This window comes from Streptomyces sp. NPDC048337 (assembly GCF_043201175.1).
Lineage (GTDB): Bacteria > Actinomycetota > Actinomycetes > Streptomycetales > Streptomycetaceae > Streptomyces.
The window spans coordinates 30320-45133 of record NZ_JBICYR010000033.1 but is presented as its reverse complement, the minus strand read 5'-3'; the positions used below and the strand labels follow the sequence as shown (position 1 = coordinate 45133).

The window sequence follows — 14814 nt, the reverse complement described above, 5'->3', positions numbered from 1 at the left end:
GTCTTGTACGGGCGGCACCCGGAGGGCAGCGGCAGGGCGGGTCGGGAGCGGCCCCGCCCAGCAACGCCAAGGCCCGCCACCCGAATGCCGCACCCGCCGGGCGGCACACACGCCCCGCGTGTCACGGTGGCACCATCTCTCCCTGCTGCCGCCGAGACCGGAGCGAACGCCATGGCCGACCTGCAGGATGAACCCCACTCCGTGGGCATCGGAGCAGAAGACCTTCCCGCACCCACCGTGGTGGCCGGCGCCCTCGACCGGGCCGCCGTGCTGCTCTCCGTGCATCCCGTCGCGGACGGGTGCAACACCCTCGTCTGGACGCTGCGCCAGAGCCCGTACCACGACATCGACACCCCCGACATCGGTGTCGACACCGACATCCCGCGGCTGCGCGCCGGCGGGGTCGGGGCCCAGTTCTGGTCCCTCCTGACCCCGCGCGAGGCCTCGGAATCAGACCAGGTCGTCTCCGACACCCTGGAACAGATCGACGTGGCGCTGACCCTCATGCGCCGCTACCCCGACGGCCTGCGCCTGGCGCTCACCGCCGACGACATGGTGGACGCCCGCAACCGGGGCCGTATCGCCTCGTTCCTGGGCCCGGTGCCCGGCCGCACGCTGACCGACTCCCTGGGGGCGCTGCGCGCCTTCCACGCGCTGGGCGTACGGATCCTCGCGCCGGCGGGAGCGCCCTGGGCCCAGGAGGGCCTGACGGCCTTCGGCCACGAGGTGGTCAAGGAGGTGAACCGGCTGGCGATGCTGCTGGACCTCACCGGCTGCCCACCCGTGGCGGCCTGCCAGCTGGCCGGCGCCTCCAAGTCACCGGTGATCATCTCCAACACGGCCGCGGCGGCGCTGAACCCGCATCCGGGGAACGTGACCGACGAGGTCCTGCTCGCACTGCGGGCGGCCAACGGCCTGGCGATGATCACCTTCGACGCCGCGCGCACCGGGGACTCCCTCCACGCGGTGGCCGACCACCTCGACCACGTCCGCGCGGTCGCGGGCCCCGAGTGCGTCGGCCTCGGCGCCGCCTTCGGCACCGAACCCCGCAACCCCCGTCCGGCCGGCCTCACCGACCCCTCGGGCTACCCGCTCCTGATCGCGGAGCTCATGGAACGGGGCTGGCCGGAGTCCGACCTCTCCCTCCTGACCTGGGGCAACGCCCAACGGGTCCTGCGCGACGCGGAGTTCACCTCCCGCGCCGCCCAACACCACCGCCGGACCTGACCTGGCAGGCGCACAGGCACACCTGGGGCGGAGCCCCCGGCAACGGCGCCGCACTCAGGCGCGGGGGCGCCCCATCACTCAGGCGCGGGGGCGCCCCATCGCCCGGTACGTCCACCCGGCGGCGCGCCACCGCTCGGCGGAAAGCGCGTTGCGGCCGTCCAGGATCAGCCGATCGGTGACCACACCGCCCAGCTCCGCGGGATCAAGGTCCCGGAACTCCCGCCACTCCGTGAGGTGCAGCACGACCTCCGCCCCACGAGCCGCATCCACCGCGGAGTCCGCGTAGCCCAGCGTCGGGAAGACCCGCCGCGCGTTGTCCATCCCCTTGGGGTCGTACACGGTGACCTGTCCACCCTGCAGATGGATCTGCCCGGCGACATTCAGCGCGGGGGAGTCGCGGACGTCGTCCGAGTCCGGCTTGAAGGTGGCGCCGAGCACCGCCACCCGCTTGCCCAGGAAGGACCCGCCCACCGCCTCGCGCGCCAGCTCCACCATGTGCCCGCGCCGCCGCATGTTGATCGAGTCGACCTCCCGCAGGAAGGTCAGCGCCTGGTCGGCGCCCAGCTCACCGGCCCGGGCCATGAACGCCCGGATGTCCTTGGGCAGGCAGCCGCCGCCGAAGCCGATCCCGGCCCGCAGGAACTTCGCGCCGATCCGCTCGTCGTAGCCGATGGCCTCCGCCAGCTTGACCACGTCGCCGCCGGCGGCCTCGCACACCTCGGCCATCGCGTTGATGAAAGAAATCTTCGTCGCCAGGAACGAATTGGCGGCCGTCTTCACCAGCTCCGCCGTCGGGAAGTCGGTGACCACCAGCGGCGTACCCTCGCCCATCGGCGTCGCGTACACCTCGCGCAGCAGCTTCTCGCCGCGCTCCCCCTGTACGCCGATCACGATCCGGTCGGGGTGCAGGGTGTCCTGCACGGCGAAGCCCTCCCGCAGGAACTCCGGGTTCCAGGCGAGCTCGACCCCCTCGCCCGCCGGGGCCAGCTCGGCCAGCTTCGCGGCCAGCCGCTCCGCCGAGCCCACCGGCACCGTGGACTTGCCGACCACCAGCACCGGCCGCTTCAGGTGCGGGGCCAGCGACTCCATCGCCGCATCGACGTACGACATGTCACAGGCGTACTCCCCGTGCTTCTGCGGAGTGTTCACGCACACGAAGTGGACGTCGCCGAATTCGGCGACCTCCTCCCACGACTGCGTGAAGCGCAGCCGCCCCGTGGAGCCCGGCAGCCCGGCCACGTGCGCGCCCAGCAGCTCCTCCAGCCCGGGTTCGTACATCGGCACCCGGCCCGAGGCCAGCATCTCGATCTTCTCCGGCACCACGTCCAGCCCGAGCACCTCGAACCCGAGCTCCGCCATCGCCGCGGCGTGCGTGGCGCCGAGGTAACCGGTGCCGATCACAGTGATCCTGAGGGGGGCCATGGGTGCTCCAGAGGTGCGGGGCCGTTTGCGGCCACTGAGCATAGTCGGGCCTGCCAGGGGGGACGTTCCCCAGGAGTCCACCGCTGGCGCCGCCGCTGTCACGCAACTCACGTAGGCCGTCCATATCGCCATCCGTGTGCCGGACACTAAGCTTTGGGTTACTTAACGGTAGTTAGCACACGCATCACGCATCACCCTGGGGAGTGAGAGATCTTGGCGGGTTCTGCCGACTTCGACCTGTACCGCCCGGCCGAGGAGCACGACATGCTCCGCGAGTCGGTCCGCGCTCTCTGCGAGGCCAAGATCGCGCCGTTCGCCGCCGCGGTCGACGAGGAGTCCCGCTTCCCCCAGGAGGCCCTCGACGCCCTGGTCGCCAACGACCTGCATGCCGTCCACGTGCCCGAGACCTACGGCGGCGCGGGCGCCGACGCCCTCGCCACCGTCATCGTGATCGAGGAGGTGGCCCGCGTCTGCGCCTCCTCCTCCCTCATCCCGGCGGTCAACAAGCTCGGCTCGCTCCCGGTGATCCTCTCCGGTTCCGAGGAGCTCAAGGCCAAGTACCTCGGCCCGCTCGCCAAGGGCGACGCGATGTTCTCGTACGCGCTCTCCGAGCCCGAAGCGGGCTCCGACGCGGCGGGCATGAAGACCCGCGCGGTCCGCGACGGCGACTTCTGGGTCCTCAACGGCGTCAAGCGCTGGATCACCAACGCGGGCGTCTCCGAGTACTACACCGTCATGGCGGTGACCGACCCGGAGAAGCGCTCGAAGGGCATCAGCGCCTTCGTGGTCGAGAAGTCCGACGAGGGTGTCTCCTTCGGCGCCCCGGAGAAGAAGCTCGGCATCAAGGGCTCCCCGACGCGCGAGATCTACCTCGACAACGTCCGGATCCCGGCCGACCGCATGATCGGCGCCGAGGGCACCGGCTTCGCCACCGCGATGAAGACCCTGGACCACACCCGCATCACCATCGCGGCCCAGGCCCTCGGCATCGCCCAGGGCGCCCTGGACTACGCCAAGGGCTACGTCCAGGAGCGCAAGCAGTTCGGCAAGCCGATCGGCGGCTTCCAGGGCGTGCAGTTCATGCTCGCGGACATGGCCATGAAGATCGAGGCCGCCCGCCAGCTGACGTACGCGGCGGCCGCCAAGTCGGAGCGCGTCGACACCGACCTCACCTTCTTCGGCGCCGCGGCCAAGTGCTTCGCCTCCGACGTGGCCATGGAGGTCACCACGGACGCCGTCCAGCTCCTCGGCGGCTACGGCTACACCCGCGACTACCCGGTGGAGCGCATGATGCGCGACGCCAAGATCACCCAGATCTACGAGGGCACGAACCAGGTCCAGCGCATCGTCATGGCCCGCAACCTCCCGTAACGGGCGGTACGTGCTCTGACCTGCACTGACGAGGAAGGCTCCGGCTGTGGCCGGGGCCTTCCGGCGTTCCGGGGGCGTGGCTAGTCTGTGCGCCGACAGGTCATCGGGCTGTGGTTCAGGGCGGGAAGAGTAGATGTCCGTACAACGGTTGGTCGCGCACACGCTCCAGCAGATCGCGCGCCAGGACGTGTTCCAGATCGGCCCGGAGAGCTCTCCCCGCCGCGCGGCCGCCCTGGTCCACATCGCCGAGCAGTACGGCTTCGAGTACGGGGAAACACGGCGGACCGGACACAAGAACACGCTCATTGCGGTCCTCATGTACCGCGACGCGCGCCCCGAGGCGCGGGCCCGTGAGGCGGCCACCATCACCGCCCACCCGCAGGCCGGGAACGGCGGGACGGTGCCCGGGATGCGGCCCGGTTCGCTCAAGCCCCTCCCCGAGGCCGAGCAGGCCGTCGCCCTGGCGAAGGACCGCATCATGTTCGACGCCATGGCCCAAGCCGCGGACAAGAAGCAGAAGCTGATCGCGTGGGCATGCTGCGCGGTCCTGCCCCTCATCCTCCTCGTCGCCGGGATGCCGCTCGGCGCGCTGTTCGGCGGCGCCGCGATGGCCGGCTTCCTGCTCGCGGGCTTCAAGATCGGGGCGGTCCGCCGGCAGAAGATCGCACAGCGGCTGACCGAGGCCGGGTTCGTGCCCGTCCGGGACGAGCACGGCCGCACGCGGTTCCTCCGCCCGGGGCAGCAGCTCCCGGGCCACGCGAATCCGTTCGCGGCCTGACGGCCCACGCACGCGTACGGCCCCCCGGTGGACGCCGGGGGGCTTTGCCCTGTCGGCCCCTTCCCTCAGGGGCAGCTGATGCGGGTGTCGCCCGGGTCCGTGGTGCAGGTGTCGGTGTTGTAGCCGCCGTTGGCGGTGTCGTTGCCGGAGACGCCGTCGACGGTGTTCAGGCTGTCGGTGCCGAAGTTGCCGATGAGGTTGTCGCTGCCGGGGCCGCCGATGAGGGTGTCGTTGCCGTAGCTGCCGTCGACGCGGTCGTTGCCGGGGCCGGCGTGGACGGTGTCGTTGCCGAAGGAGGCGTTGACGGTGTCGTTGCCGCTGAGGGCGCAGATCACGTCGTTGCCGTAGCCGCCGTTGAGGGTGTCGTTGCCGCTCGTGCCGACGATGGTGCAGCCGCGGGTGTTGGTGACGGTGGTGGTGCGGGTCGCGGTGTTGTTGCCGGGGGTGGTGTCGTTCTGGGCGCTGACCGTGGCCGTGTCCGTGAGGGAGCCGGCTCGGGAGGGCTCGGCGGTGAGCGTCACCGTGGCGGTGGCTCCGGCGGGGAGGGTGCCCAGGGCGCAGGTGGCCTGGGTGGGGGTGGTGGTGCAGCTGCCCTGGGTGGTGGTGGTGCCCAGGACGGTGCCGGCTGCCGTGCCGCTGAGGGCGTCGGTCAGCTGGACGCCGGTCGCCGCGGTCGTGGTGCTGTTGTTGGTCACGCGGACGGTGTAGGTGACGGCGTCGCCGAGGCTGAGCGAGGTGGCGCCGTCCTTCGTCACGGACACGTCCGCGGTGGGGGGCGTGGTTCCGGACACCAGGTAGCGGACCAGGCCGCGGGCGGTGGAGTCCTCCGTGACGCCGGACACGACGATCTTTCCGTCCGGCTGGATGGCCACGGAATGGCCCTCCTCCCAGTCGTCCTCGTAGAACGGGCCGACGTCCGTTGTCACCTTGCCGTCGCCGCTGAAGGTGGTGTCCAGGCTTCCGTCGGTGTTCTGGCGGACCACCGCGAAGTCGTGTCCGTCCCCGGGGCCGGCTCCGGAACCGGCGGCGACGATCTTTCCGTCGGCCTGGAGTGCCACGTCGTGGGCGGCGCCGCCGCCGGCCTCGAAGGTGGTGCCCACCCGGCCGTCCCCGCCGAAGGTGGTGTCCGGGGTGCCGTCGGTGTTGAAGCGGGCTGTCGTGAAGCCCTCCGAGCCGTAGCCGGCCACGACCAGTTTGTTGTCCGGCTGGAGGACGACGCCGTTCGCGGTGTCCGCCGCGCTACCCCAGTCGACGGTCGCGTTTCCGTCGGTGTCGAAGCCGGGGTCCGGGTCGCCGTCCGTGGTGTAGCGGGCCAGGGCGATGTCGGTGGTGTACGCGGGGGAGGTGTAGCCGGCCCGGCCGGCGGCGACGATCTTTCCGTCGGAGGTCTGGAGCGCCAGGTCCTCTACGGACGCGCCGCCGCCCGCGAACTCGGTCGTCACCCGGCCGTCACCGTTGCCGAAGGTGGTGTCGAGGATGCCTTCGGGCGTCAGGCGGGCGAGCGCGAAGGCGCCCTGGGCTCCGCCCGCGGCCAGGATCCTGCCGTCGCCCAGGACGCGCAGCGCGCCGGCCGAGGATCCGCGGCCGAAGTCCGGCGACACCCGGCCGCCGGTGCCGAAGGTCGGGTCCAGCGCGCCGTTCGCGGTGTAGCGCAGGACCGTGAACTGGCCCCAGCTGATGCCGCCCTCCTCCACGATGGTGTCCCCGGCGACGATGATCTTTCCGTCCGACTGCAGGGCCACCGCGCGGCCCCCGTCGCCGGGGCTGAGGTCCGTCGTCACAGCCCCGCCGTCGCCGAAGGTCGCGTCCAGGGAGCCGTTGGGGTTGTAGCGGAGGAGGGAGAAATCGCTGCCGTTCTCGCCGCCCTCGGCCGGCGTCAGGCTGCCGACGGTGATGATCTTGCCGTCTGGCTGGAGCACCATGTCCTGGCTGTCCTCGTAGTAGACGAGGTCGGTGATGACCTTCCCGTCCCCGTCGAAGGCCGGGTCCAGGTCTCCCGGCGCCGCGAGCGCCGCACCGGGCACGGTGAGCAGGAGTGCCGCACCCGCGGCGGTCGCCGCGCAGGTCAGACGGAGTCTTGTACGGAGAGCTGCCAGGGGCGTGGTCATGCGGGCGACTCCTTCGGATGGCGGGCGAGGGCCGGGGGTCCGTGCAAGGGAACCCGGAAGCCATGATCGACTGCACGACAGGCGCATTTCGGGACACGCCGGGTGCATCCGCTGTACGGGCGTGCGCGTTCACGCCGACGCGCGCCGCGGCCGACGGTGCCCTTCGCGCCGTTCGCCGCCGACGGCATCTGCGGACCTCCCGGATGGGCTAAATTTGGCCCTTCGTACGCCGGAGTAATCGGTTGGGGAGAACGCAATGACGGAAGCGATCCTGCTGGTCGGCGGACAGGGGACGCGGCTGCGCCCGGTGACGGTGAACACGCCGAAGCCGATGGTCCCCACGGCAGGCGTCCCGTTCCTCGCCCACCAGATAGCCAGGGCCGCCGCCGCCGGTGTCACCCACATCGTGATGGCCACCTGCTACCTCGCCGAGGTCTTCGAGCCGTACTTCGGCGACGGATCCGACTTCGGCCTGCGCCTGGAGTACGTGGTCGAGGAGGAGCCGCTGGGCACCGGCGGAGCCATCCGCAACGCCGCGCAGCGCCTGACCGGCGGCCCGGACTCCTCCGTCCTCGTCTTCAACGGGGACATCCTGACCGGCCTGGACATCGCCGGGCTCGTCGAGTCCCACAAGGCCGCCGACGCCGACGTCTCCCTGCACCTGGTGCGGGTCGAGGACCCGCGCGCCTTCGGCCTGGTCCCCACCGACTCCGAGGGGCGGGTGCTGGCCTTCACCGAGAAGCCGCAGACCCCCGAGGAGATCATCACCGACCAGATCAACGCCGGCTGCTACGTCTTCCGCCGCAGCGTGATCGACTCCATCCCGGCCGGCCGCCCGGTCTCCGTCGAGCGCGAGACCTTCCCCGGCCTGCTCGCCGCCGGGGCCAGGCTGCACGGGGTCACGGAGAACACGTACTGGATGGACCTCGGCCGGCCCGAGTCCATCATCCAGGCCTCCGCCGACCTGGTCCGGGGCGTCGTCTCCTCCCCGGCCGTACCGGGCCGCCGCGGCGAGTCCCTGGTGCTGCCCGGCGCCGAGGTGGCGGCCGGGGCCAAGCTGTCGGGGGGCACCGTCGTGGGCGCCGGAGCACGCATCGGGGCGGGTGCGGCCGTCCACGGCACCATCGTGCTGGAGGACGCGGTGATCGGCCCGGACGCGCAGGTCAGCGCCAGCCTGGTCGGCGCCCGCGCCTCGGTGGGCGCCCGTACGGTACTGGACGGCGCGGTCATCGGCGACGGCGCGGTCGTGGGGGCCGACAACGAGCTGCGGGCAGGCGCCCGCGTGTGGTGCGACGCCGAGCTGCCCGACGCCGCGATCCGCTTCTCCCCGGACGCCTGACGCCGGGCCGCCGACCACGATCCCCCGGACCGCCGATCGCGGTCCGGGGGATCGTGGTCAGCGTCAGTTGCCGCGGACGGTGACCTTCTCGTCGTTCTGGATCTGCTTCACCAGCTGCTGCACCTTCGCCTTGTCCCAGACGAGGTTGCCCGCGTGCTGGCCGCTGATCGGCATGTTCATCGAGACGCCGTCACCGCCGTTGATGCCCTTCATCGCGAAGAACATCTGGCCCATGTCCCACAGGCCCATGTCCTTGTCCACGATCAGCGTGTCCAGCCCCGCGCCCAGCAGCGGGTACAGCTCGAACGGGTTGAGGACCGTGGACGGCGTGGCCGCCTGGTTGGCGAGCGCCGCCAGGAACTTCTGCTGGTTCTTCGTCCGCTGCAGGTCCGACTCGGCGAAGGCGTAGCGGGTCCGTACGAAGGCCAGCGACTGCTCGCCGTTCAGCGTCTGCTTGCCCGCCTTGAAGTCGGCGCCCGACTTCTCGTCCTTGAAGCCCTGCTCGATGTCCAGCTCCACCCCGCCCAGCGCGTCCACGATGTTCGCGAAGCCGGCGAAGCCGATCTCCGCGTAGTGGTCGATCCGCAGGCCGGTGTTGTGCTCCACCGTGCGCACCAGCAGCTCGGGGCCGTCCTCCGCGTACGCCGCGTTGAGCTTGACCCGCCGCCCCTGCGCCGGGAACTTCTTGCCCGACTGGGACCCGACGAAGGAGGGGATCTCCACCTCCGAGTCGCGCGGCAGCGAGATCATGGTGTTCCCGCTGGAGCACTTCGCCAGGATCATCATCGAGTCGGTCCGCTTGCCCTCGGCCGAGCCCGTGTGGAGCTTCTTCTTCTCCTCGTCGGACATGCCCTCGCGGCTGTCGGAGCCCACGATCAGGTACGTGGTGCAGTCGCCCTCCTTCGGGCGCTCGATCACCTTGGAGAGGTCCACCTCGCGGCGCACCTTGGAGTCGGCCCAGAAGTACGTGGAGACGGTGGTCACCAGCAGCGCGGAGACCAGCACGATCGAGCCGATCTTGATCCGCCTGCGCCAGTCCGGTGCGGGGCCGGGCGCGCGTCCGGGCCGGCCGGGCCCCGAGGGCGGCTGCCCGGGCCCACCGGGCCCGGCGGGAGCGCCGCCCGAGGGCGAACCGTAGATCTGGCCGGTGTTGTAGCCGCTGTCGTAGCCGCCGTAGGTGTCGGGGCTCTGCGCCTGCTGCGGGGGGACCGAGGGCCTCGCCGTGCGCGGGGACCGCGGCGGCTGCCCGGGCTGCCGAGGGGGCCGCGGGGGCTGTGCGGGCTGCGGCGGCTGCTGCCGCTGCACGTGCCGCATCCGCTGCGCGCCCTCCGGCTGCGCCTGCGCGCTGCCGCGCCCGTACCCGTCGTCGCGGCGGCCGCGGTCCTCGCGGTCGCCGTTCCACCCTGCAGGCCATTCATTCATGCGCCCAAGGATGCCTGCCCGGGCGTGTCGTCCGACAGCCCGGGGCGGGTTCCGTGCCTGGGCTGTTGCAGAGCTGATGCCCGCCCCGCGCATCTAAGGTGGCCGTATGACAGAGATAGCGGACGCACCGGAGGCAAAGCCGGTCTCGGCCTCCCGGACCACCCTCAGCCACATCATGACCGCGAACGACACCAACCTCCTGGGCACGGTGCACGGCGGAGTGATCATGAAGCTGGTGGACGACGCGGCCGGTGCCGTGGCCGGCCGCCACTCCGGCGGCCCGGCGGTCACGGCGTCCATGGACGAGATGGCCTTCCTCGCCCCCGTACGGGTCGGCGACCTCGTGCACGTGAAGGCGCAGGTCAACTGGACCGGCCGGTCCTCGATGGAGATCGGCGTACGGGTCCTCGCGGAGCGGTGGAACGAGTCCACCCCCGCCACCCAGGTCGGCAGCGCCTACCTGGTCTTCGCGGCCGTGGACGCCGACGGCAAGCCCCGCCGGGTCCCGCCCGTGATCCCCGAGACGGAACAGGACGAGCGGCGCAACCAGGAGGCCCAGATCCGCCGCACCCACCGCCTCGCCCGCCGCCAGGCCATCATGGCCCTGCGCGAGGAGCGCGCGGCGCAGGGCTTCGACGACTGACGTGACGCCCGGCCGCGGCCCGACGCAGTGCCGCGGCCGCCCTCACCTCCCGCAGACGACCTGGTCGCCCGTGACCACCCCAAAGGAGCCCTGGTAGGGGTCCTCCGCCCGCACCGGCACCACCTTTCGGTAGTCCGCGCCCGCGATCACCAGCACCGTCCGGCCCTGGCCCGCCACCGCCCGCAGCTCGCTGCCCGGCAACGCGGTCGACACCGACCGGGCGGAGCGGTCCCAGCGCGGGTCGTACGCGATCACGGTGCGCCTGACCTCGCGGCTGGCGCCGTTCCCCGGGGCCCGGGTGGTGTCGAAGCCGGTGGCGCGCAGCGCCGCGTCGACCCGGCCGCCCAGCCCGTCGATCCGGGTCCCGTTCTCCACCTGGACCCGGACCTGCTGCGGGGGCACGTCCACCGGGACCGCCGGGGGCCGGGCGCCGGTCGTCCCGGGCCGGGGCGGGGCGAGCGGGCGGTCCTCCCGCAGTGCCTCGAACAGCTTGGCGGCCTTCGGCTCGTCCCACTTCACCGTGGAGCCGATGCCCTTGAGGGGGAAGGAGGGATCGCCGACGGGCACCGAGGCGAATTCCGACGAGGACGGGGTGAAGTCGCGCATCGCCTGCCCGAGGGCGAGCATCTGCTCCGAGCCGAAGCCCGTGTCGGCCCGGACCGAGCCGAGCAGCGTGGAGCTGACCTGCTTGAACTTCACGGGGTTGAGCAGGACCCCGCCGCCGGTCGCCTGCTTGATCAGGGCGGCCATGAACCGCTGCTGGCGCTGCATCCGGCCGAGGTCGGAGGCGCCGTCGACGTGGCGGGAGCGCACGTACTGCAGGGCCTGTCCGCCGCTCAGCCGGTGGTTGCCCGGCAGCAGGTCGAGGCCGGTGTTCGGATCGCGCATGGTCTTGGCGGTGCAGATGTCCACGCCGCCGATCGCGTCGACGGTCTTCATGAAGCTGGTGAAGTCGACCTCCAGGTAGTGGTCGATCTTCACCCGGGTCATGTTCTCGACGGTCCGCACGGTCAGATTGGGCCCGCCCTCCGCGTACGCGGCGTTCAGCTTCACGGGGTGGGCCTTGTGCGCCTTGCCGGTGACCAGGTCCCGGTGCGCGGGCACCTCGGCGTAGCTGTCGCGGGGCAGGCTGACGACGCTCGCCCGCTCCCGGTCCGCCGAAAGGTGCACCAGCATGATCGTGTCCGTGCAGTGGCAGGGGGCCCCGCCGAGGCGGTACTCGCGCTTCTCCTCCGGGGTGATCTTCTCCCGGCCGTCGGTGCCGACCAGCAGGAAGTTCTGGCCGTGCCCGGCCTGCGGGCGGTTCTTCATGTCCTTGAACGGGTCCACCCGCTCGATCCCGGTGTCCAGCCCGGTCATCACCGCGTGCCCGATGGCCCCCGAGCCCAGCACCAGCACCGCCAGCCCGCCCGCGAGCCGCACCCCCCACCGGGGCCGCTCACCGCGGCGCCGGACCGGTCCGCCCGTACCGCCGCGCCGTGCGCGCTGCGGCTGGGGCGGCCTGGCGGGACGGGTGGGGCGGTGCGGCTGGGGCACGGTGGACACCTCCGCGGGGATCAGCTGGAGACCAGTCGGGGGGCGGGTCGTATCGGTCTGATTCGTCAGAACAGTAGGCCCATACGATCAGCCTCTGTCCGTACCGCTCACTCGGCGCGCACCCGGTTCCCTCGTACGCGGTAACGTGACACCGGTACCCGACCGTGAAGGACCCCATGCCCACCCAGCAGCCCGCCGTCTCGGTGATCATGCCGGTGCTCAACGAGGAGCACTACCTCCGCGATTCCGTCCGCCACATCCTGGAACAGGAGTACGCGGGCGAGATGGAGGTGGTGATCGCGCTGGGGCCGTCCACGGACCGCACCGACGAGATCGCCGCCGAGCTCGTCGCCGAGGATCCCCGAGTCCACACCGTCCCGAACCCCACCGGCCGGACCCCGGCGGCCCTCAACGCCGCCATCAAGGCTTCGCGTCACCCGATCGTGGTACGCGTCGACGGCCACGGCATGCTCTCGCCGAACTACATCGCCACCGCGGTGCGCCTCCTGGAGGAGACCGGTGCGCAGAACGTCGGCGGCATCATGCACGCCGAGGGCCAGAACGCCTGGGAAGACGCCGTCGCCGCCGCGATGACCTCCAGGATCGGCGTCGGCAACGCGCCCTTCCACACCGGCGGCCAGGCGGGCCCGGCCGAGACCGTCTACCTCGGCGTCTTCCGCCGGGAGGCGCTGGAGCAGCAGGGCGGCTACAACGAGGAGTTCATCCGCGCCCAGGACTGGGAGCTGAACTTCCGCATCCGCGAGGCCGGCGGCCTGATCTGGTTCTCCCCGGAGCTGAAGGTCCAGTACCGCCCGCGTCGCTCCGTACGGGCCCTCGCCAAGCAGTACAAGGACTACGGGCGGTGGCGGCACGTGGTGGCCCGCTACCACGCGGGCTCCATCAATCCCCGCTACCTGGCCCCGCCGACCCTGGTCTGCGCGCTCGCGGCGGGCGTGGTCGTGGGCGTGGCGCTCACCCCGCTCGGCTTCGCCGTCCCGGCCGGCTACCTCGCGGCGATCGCCGCGGGCTCCGTCCCGGCGGGCAAGGGCCTGTCCCTCAAGGCCCGGGCGCAGATCCCGCTCGCGATGGCCACCATGCACCTGTGCTGGGGCTACGGCTTCCTGACGAGCCCGCGCGCACTCGCGAACAAGGTCATCGCGAGCCGCCGTCCGGCCGTGCGCCGCGACGCCTCGCAGGTCTGAGGCGCCTCCGGACGTACGGAAGGGGCCCGGTGCTGCTGCACCGGGCCCCTTCCTCGTACGGACGAACTACCAGGTGAAGCCCGGCTGGATCGCCATGCAGGCGCCGTCGTTGTTGCCGTTGAGCGCGTGGGCGGATGTCGGGAGCGCCGTGGGGGCGGGCGGCGGCGGGGTCGGCGCGTCGCCGGTCCGCCAGTCCTTGCCGACGAACAGCACGATCCCGGAGACCTCGTCGGACTTCTGCACGGAGGCGGCGGGCAGGCCCAGCGAGGCGGCGACGGCGGCGGCGTCGGCGGCCTGGCCGTCCGTGGCGAAGCGGACCACCGTGGTGTCCTCGGCCCCGGTCTGGGTGTCGGCGGTGGCCTTGGTGAAGCCCTTGCCGGCCATCAGCGTGGCGACGTCGGTCGCCCGGTTCTTGACCCTGGCCTGGGCTCCGTCCTTGCCGCCGGTGGCGTTGCGGACGGAGAGCGCGATCTTCGCGGGTGCCGCGGCCGGGGCCGTGGTCGGTGCCGCGGTCGGGGAAGCCGGGGCGGTCGGGGTCGCGGAGACGCCCGGCGAGGGGGAGGCCCCGTCCGAGGGGGTACCGGACCCCTTGCCGTCCAGCGGGATGTCCTCGCGGACCATCCGGAACACGGCCTCGGCGGCTCCCGCCTCGGGCTCGACCCGGCCCTCCTCGCGGGTGCTGTACACCCACGGCATGGTGGTCATCGTGATCCGCTCCGGCGGGACCTTCTTGAGCTCCATGCTGAGGTCGTACAGCTTGTCGATCTTGTTCAGGCCGGGGTCCACGACCATGGCCTCGATGGCCGCCTGCGCCAGGCTGTTCATCTTCACCGGGTTGGTGAGCTTGGCGTTCTTGCGGAACTCGCGGGACAGCGAGCTCATGTACTGGTGCTGGGCGTGGGTGCGGCCGATGTCCGTGCCGTCCTCGAAGCCGTACCGGGTGCGCAGCCACTGCAGGGCCTGCTCGCCCTGGATCTTGGTCGTGCCCTTCTCCAGCTTCAGGCCGGAGCCCTTGCCGTCGCGGGTGCGGGAGTGGACGTTCTGCTCGACGCAGACCGGGACGCCCCCGATGGCGTCCGCCATCGACACCACGCCCTTGAAGTCGATCATCATGAAGTGGTCGATGGGTATCTTCGTCAGCTCGGTCCAGGCGGCGACCGTGCAGCCCGGTCCGCCCCGCTGGAGCGACTCGTTCGTCTGGACGAGGCCCTTGCTGGCGGGGTGCACCTTGCCGTTCGGCTCGGTGCACTTGGGCATCATCAGCAGCGTGTCGCGGGGCATCGACACCACGGACATGTTGCTGCGGTCCGCGGACACGTGCAGCAGCATCTGCACGTCCGCCAGCGGCGGTCCGTCAAAGGTGTCCGAGGCTCCGCCGAGGGCCTGGTTCGCCTCGTCGTCGCGGGCGTCGGAGCCGATGAGGAGGATGTTCAGCGGGGTCTGCCCGAAGGCGTTGGGCTTGGAGCCGCCCAGTCGGGTCTCGCCGAGGTTCAGCGGGTCCGTCTTGATGCTGCCGTTCAGATGGCGGTAGTAGAGGTAACCGGCCGCCGCCGTCCCGAGTATGAGCAGGGACAGGACGGACGACACCCAGCGCAGGACGCGCCGTCGGCCCCGCCGGGTGGGACGGCCGCCGGCCGCGCGGCGGGCCGCCCTGGACCCGCCCCGCGGTGGGGGCACCGTGCCGGGCGCGCCCGCCCCGCCGCCGGATATGTCACCGTCGGCCTGGGCGGTCGCCCCCTCCCCCCGCACGCTGCTGCGCCTCACAC

General features: G+C 71.9%; 11 protein-coding genes. 6 read left to right on the top strand and 5 right to left on the bottom strand.

The window, feature by feature from the left end; genetic code table 11:
- The first annotated feature begins 171 nt into the window (after window positions 1-171).
- Window positions 172-1227: a membrane dipeptidase gene (locus ACGFYU_RS34505; RefSeq protein ID WP_393831249.1), complete on the top strand. Its 1056-nt coding sequence runs from the start codon at window positions 172-174 to the stop codon at window positions 1225-1227.
- A gap of 78 nt (window positions 1228-1305) precedes the next feature.
- Here the strand turns inward: ACGFYU_RS34505 and ACGFYU_RS34500 are convergent, their stop codons facing one another.
- Window positions 1306-2649, bottom strand: a complete 1344-nt coding sequence (locus ACGFYU_RS34500) for a UDP-glucose dehydrogenase family protein (RefSeq protein ID WP_393831248.1) — start codon at window positions 2647-2649, stop codon at window positions 1306-1308.
- Between the two features lie 213 nt (window positions 2650-2862).
- Here ACGFYU_RS34500 and ACGFYU_RS34495 point away from each other — a divergent pair, with 213 nt between their 5' ends.
- Both ACGFYU_RS34495 and ACGFYU_RS34490 read left to right on the top strand, forming a co-directional pair.
- On the top strand, window positions 2863-4020 hold the full coding sequence (locus ACGFYU_RS34495; protein ID WP_393831247.1) for an acyl-CoA dehydrogenase family protein: 1158 nt from the start codon (window positions 2863-2865) through the stop codon (window positions 4018-4020).
- 133 nt (window positions 4021-4153) lie between these two features.
- Window positions 4154-4798: a hypothetical protein gene (locus ACGFYU_RS34490; RefSeq protein ID WP_393831246.1), complete on the top strand. Its 645-nt coding sequence runs from the start codon at window positions 4154-4156 to the stop codon at window positions 4796-4798.
- A 65-nt stretch (window positions 4799-4863) separates the two neighbouring features.
- Here ACGFYU_RS34490 and ACGFYU_RS34485 read toward each other — a convergent pair whose 3' ends face one another.
- Window positions 4864-6906 carry a calcium-binding protein gene (locus tag ACGFYU_RS34485; protein WP_393831245.1) on the bottom strand — a complete coding sequence of 681 codons (2043 nt, stop codon included), beginning with the start codon at window positions 6904-6906 and terminating at the stop codon, window positions 4864-4866.
- A gap of 256 nt (window positions 6907-7162) precedes the next feature.
- On the opposite strand from ACGFYU_RS34485, the gene ACGFYU_RS34480 reads away from it, so the two are divergent.
- Window positions 7163-8245: a sugar phosphate nucleotidyltransferase gene (locus ACGFYU_RS34480; protein ID WP_393831244.1), complete on the top strand. Its 1083-nt coding sequence runs from the start codon at window positions 7163-7165 to the stop codon at window positions 8243-8245.
- Window positions 8246-8308: 63 nt separating this feature from the next.
- Here ACGFYU_RS34480 and ACGFYU_RS34475 read toward each other — a convergent pair whose 3' ends face one another.
- Window positions 8309-9667 (bottom strand): LCP family protein, encoded by a 1359-nt coding sequence (locus tag ACGFYU_RS34475; RefSeq protein ID WP_393831243.1) that lies wholly within the window; start codon window positions 9665-9667, stop codon window positions 8309-8311.
- Between the two features lie 106 nt (window positions 9668-9773).
- Here ACGFYU_RS34475 and ACGFYU_RS34470 point away from each other — a divergent pair, with 106 nt between their 5' ends.
- A complete protein-coding gene (locus ACGFYU_RS34470; protein WP_382647360.1) occupies window positions 9774-10310 on the top strand; it encodes an acyl-CoA thioesterase in 537 nt (178 codons plus the stop codon).
- A 42-nt stretch (window positions 10311-10352) separates the two neighbouring features.
- Here ACGFYU_RS34470 and ACGFYU_RS34465 read toward each other — a convergent pair whose 3' ends face one another.
- Entirely contained in the window at window positions 10353-11732 is a 1380-nt protein-coding gene (locus ACGFYU_RS34465; RefSeq protein ID WP_393831267.1) for an LCP family protein, read from the bottom strand.
- 290 nt (window positions 11733-12022) lie between these two features.
- Between ACGFYU_RS34465 and ACGFYU_RS34460 the strand changes: the two genes are divergently transcribed.
- Entirely contained in the window at window positions 12023-13048 is a 1026-nt protein-coding gene (locus ACGFYU_RS34460) for a glycosyltransferase family 2 protein (protein WP_393831242.1), read from the top strand.
- 66 nt (window positions 13049-13114) lie between these two features.
- Here ACGFYU_RS34460 and ACGFYU_RS34455 read toward each other — a convergent pair whose 3' ends face one another.
- On the bottom strand, window positions 13115-14812 hold the full coding sequence (locus tag ACGFYU_RS34455) for an LCP family protein (RefSeq protein WP_393831241.1): 1698 nt from the start codon (window positions 14810-14812) through the stop codon (window positions 13115-13117).
- Window positions 14813-14814 lie beyond the last annotated feature (2 nt).

Excerpts from the sequence above, each read along its gene's own strand:
- ACGFYU_RS34460 (WP_393831242.1), top strand. The coding sequence starts at position 12,023 with ATGCCCACCCAGCAGCCCGCCGTCTCGGTGATCATGCCGGTGCTCAAC.
- ACGFYU_RS34485 (WP_393831245.1), bottom strand. The coding sequence starts at position 6,906 with ATGACCACGCCCCTGGCAGCTCTCCGTACAAGACTCCGTCTGACCTGC.
- ACGFYU_RS34470 (WP_382647360.1), top strand. The coding sequence starts at position 9,774 with ATGACAGAGATAGCGGACGCACCGGAGGCAAAGCCGGTCTCGGCCTCC.
- ACGFYU_RS34505 (WP_393831249.1), top strand. The coding sequence starts at position 172 with ATGGCCGACCTGCAGGATGAACCCCACTCCGTGGGCATCGGAGCAGAA.
- ACGFYU_RS34480 (WP_393831244.1), top strand. The coding sequence starts at position 7,163 with ATGACGGAAGCGATCCTGCTGGTCGGCGGACAGGGGACGCGGCTGCGC.
- ACGFYU_RS34490 (WP_393831246.1), top strand. The coding sequence starts at position 4,154 with ATGTCCGTACAACGGTTGGTCGCGCACACGCTCCAGCAGATCGCGCGC.
- ACGFYU_RS34500 (WP_393831248.1), bottom strand. The coding sequence starts at position 2,649 with ATGGCCCCCCTCAGGATCACTGTGATCGGCACCGGTTACCTCGGCGCC.
- ACGFYU_RS34475 (WP_393831243.1), bottom strand. The coding sequence starts at position 9,667 with ATGAATGAATGGCCTGCAGGGTGGAACGGCGACCGCGAGGACCGCGGC.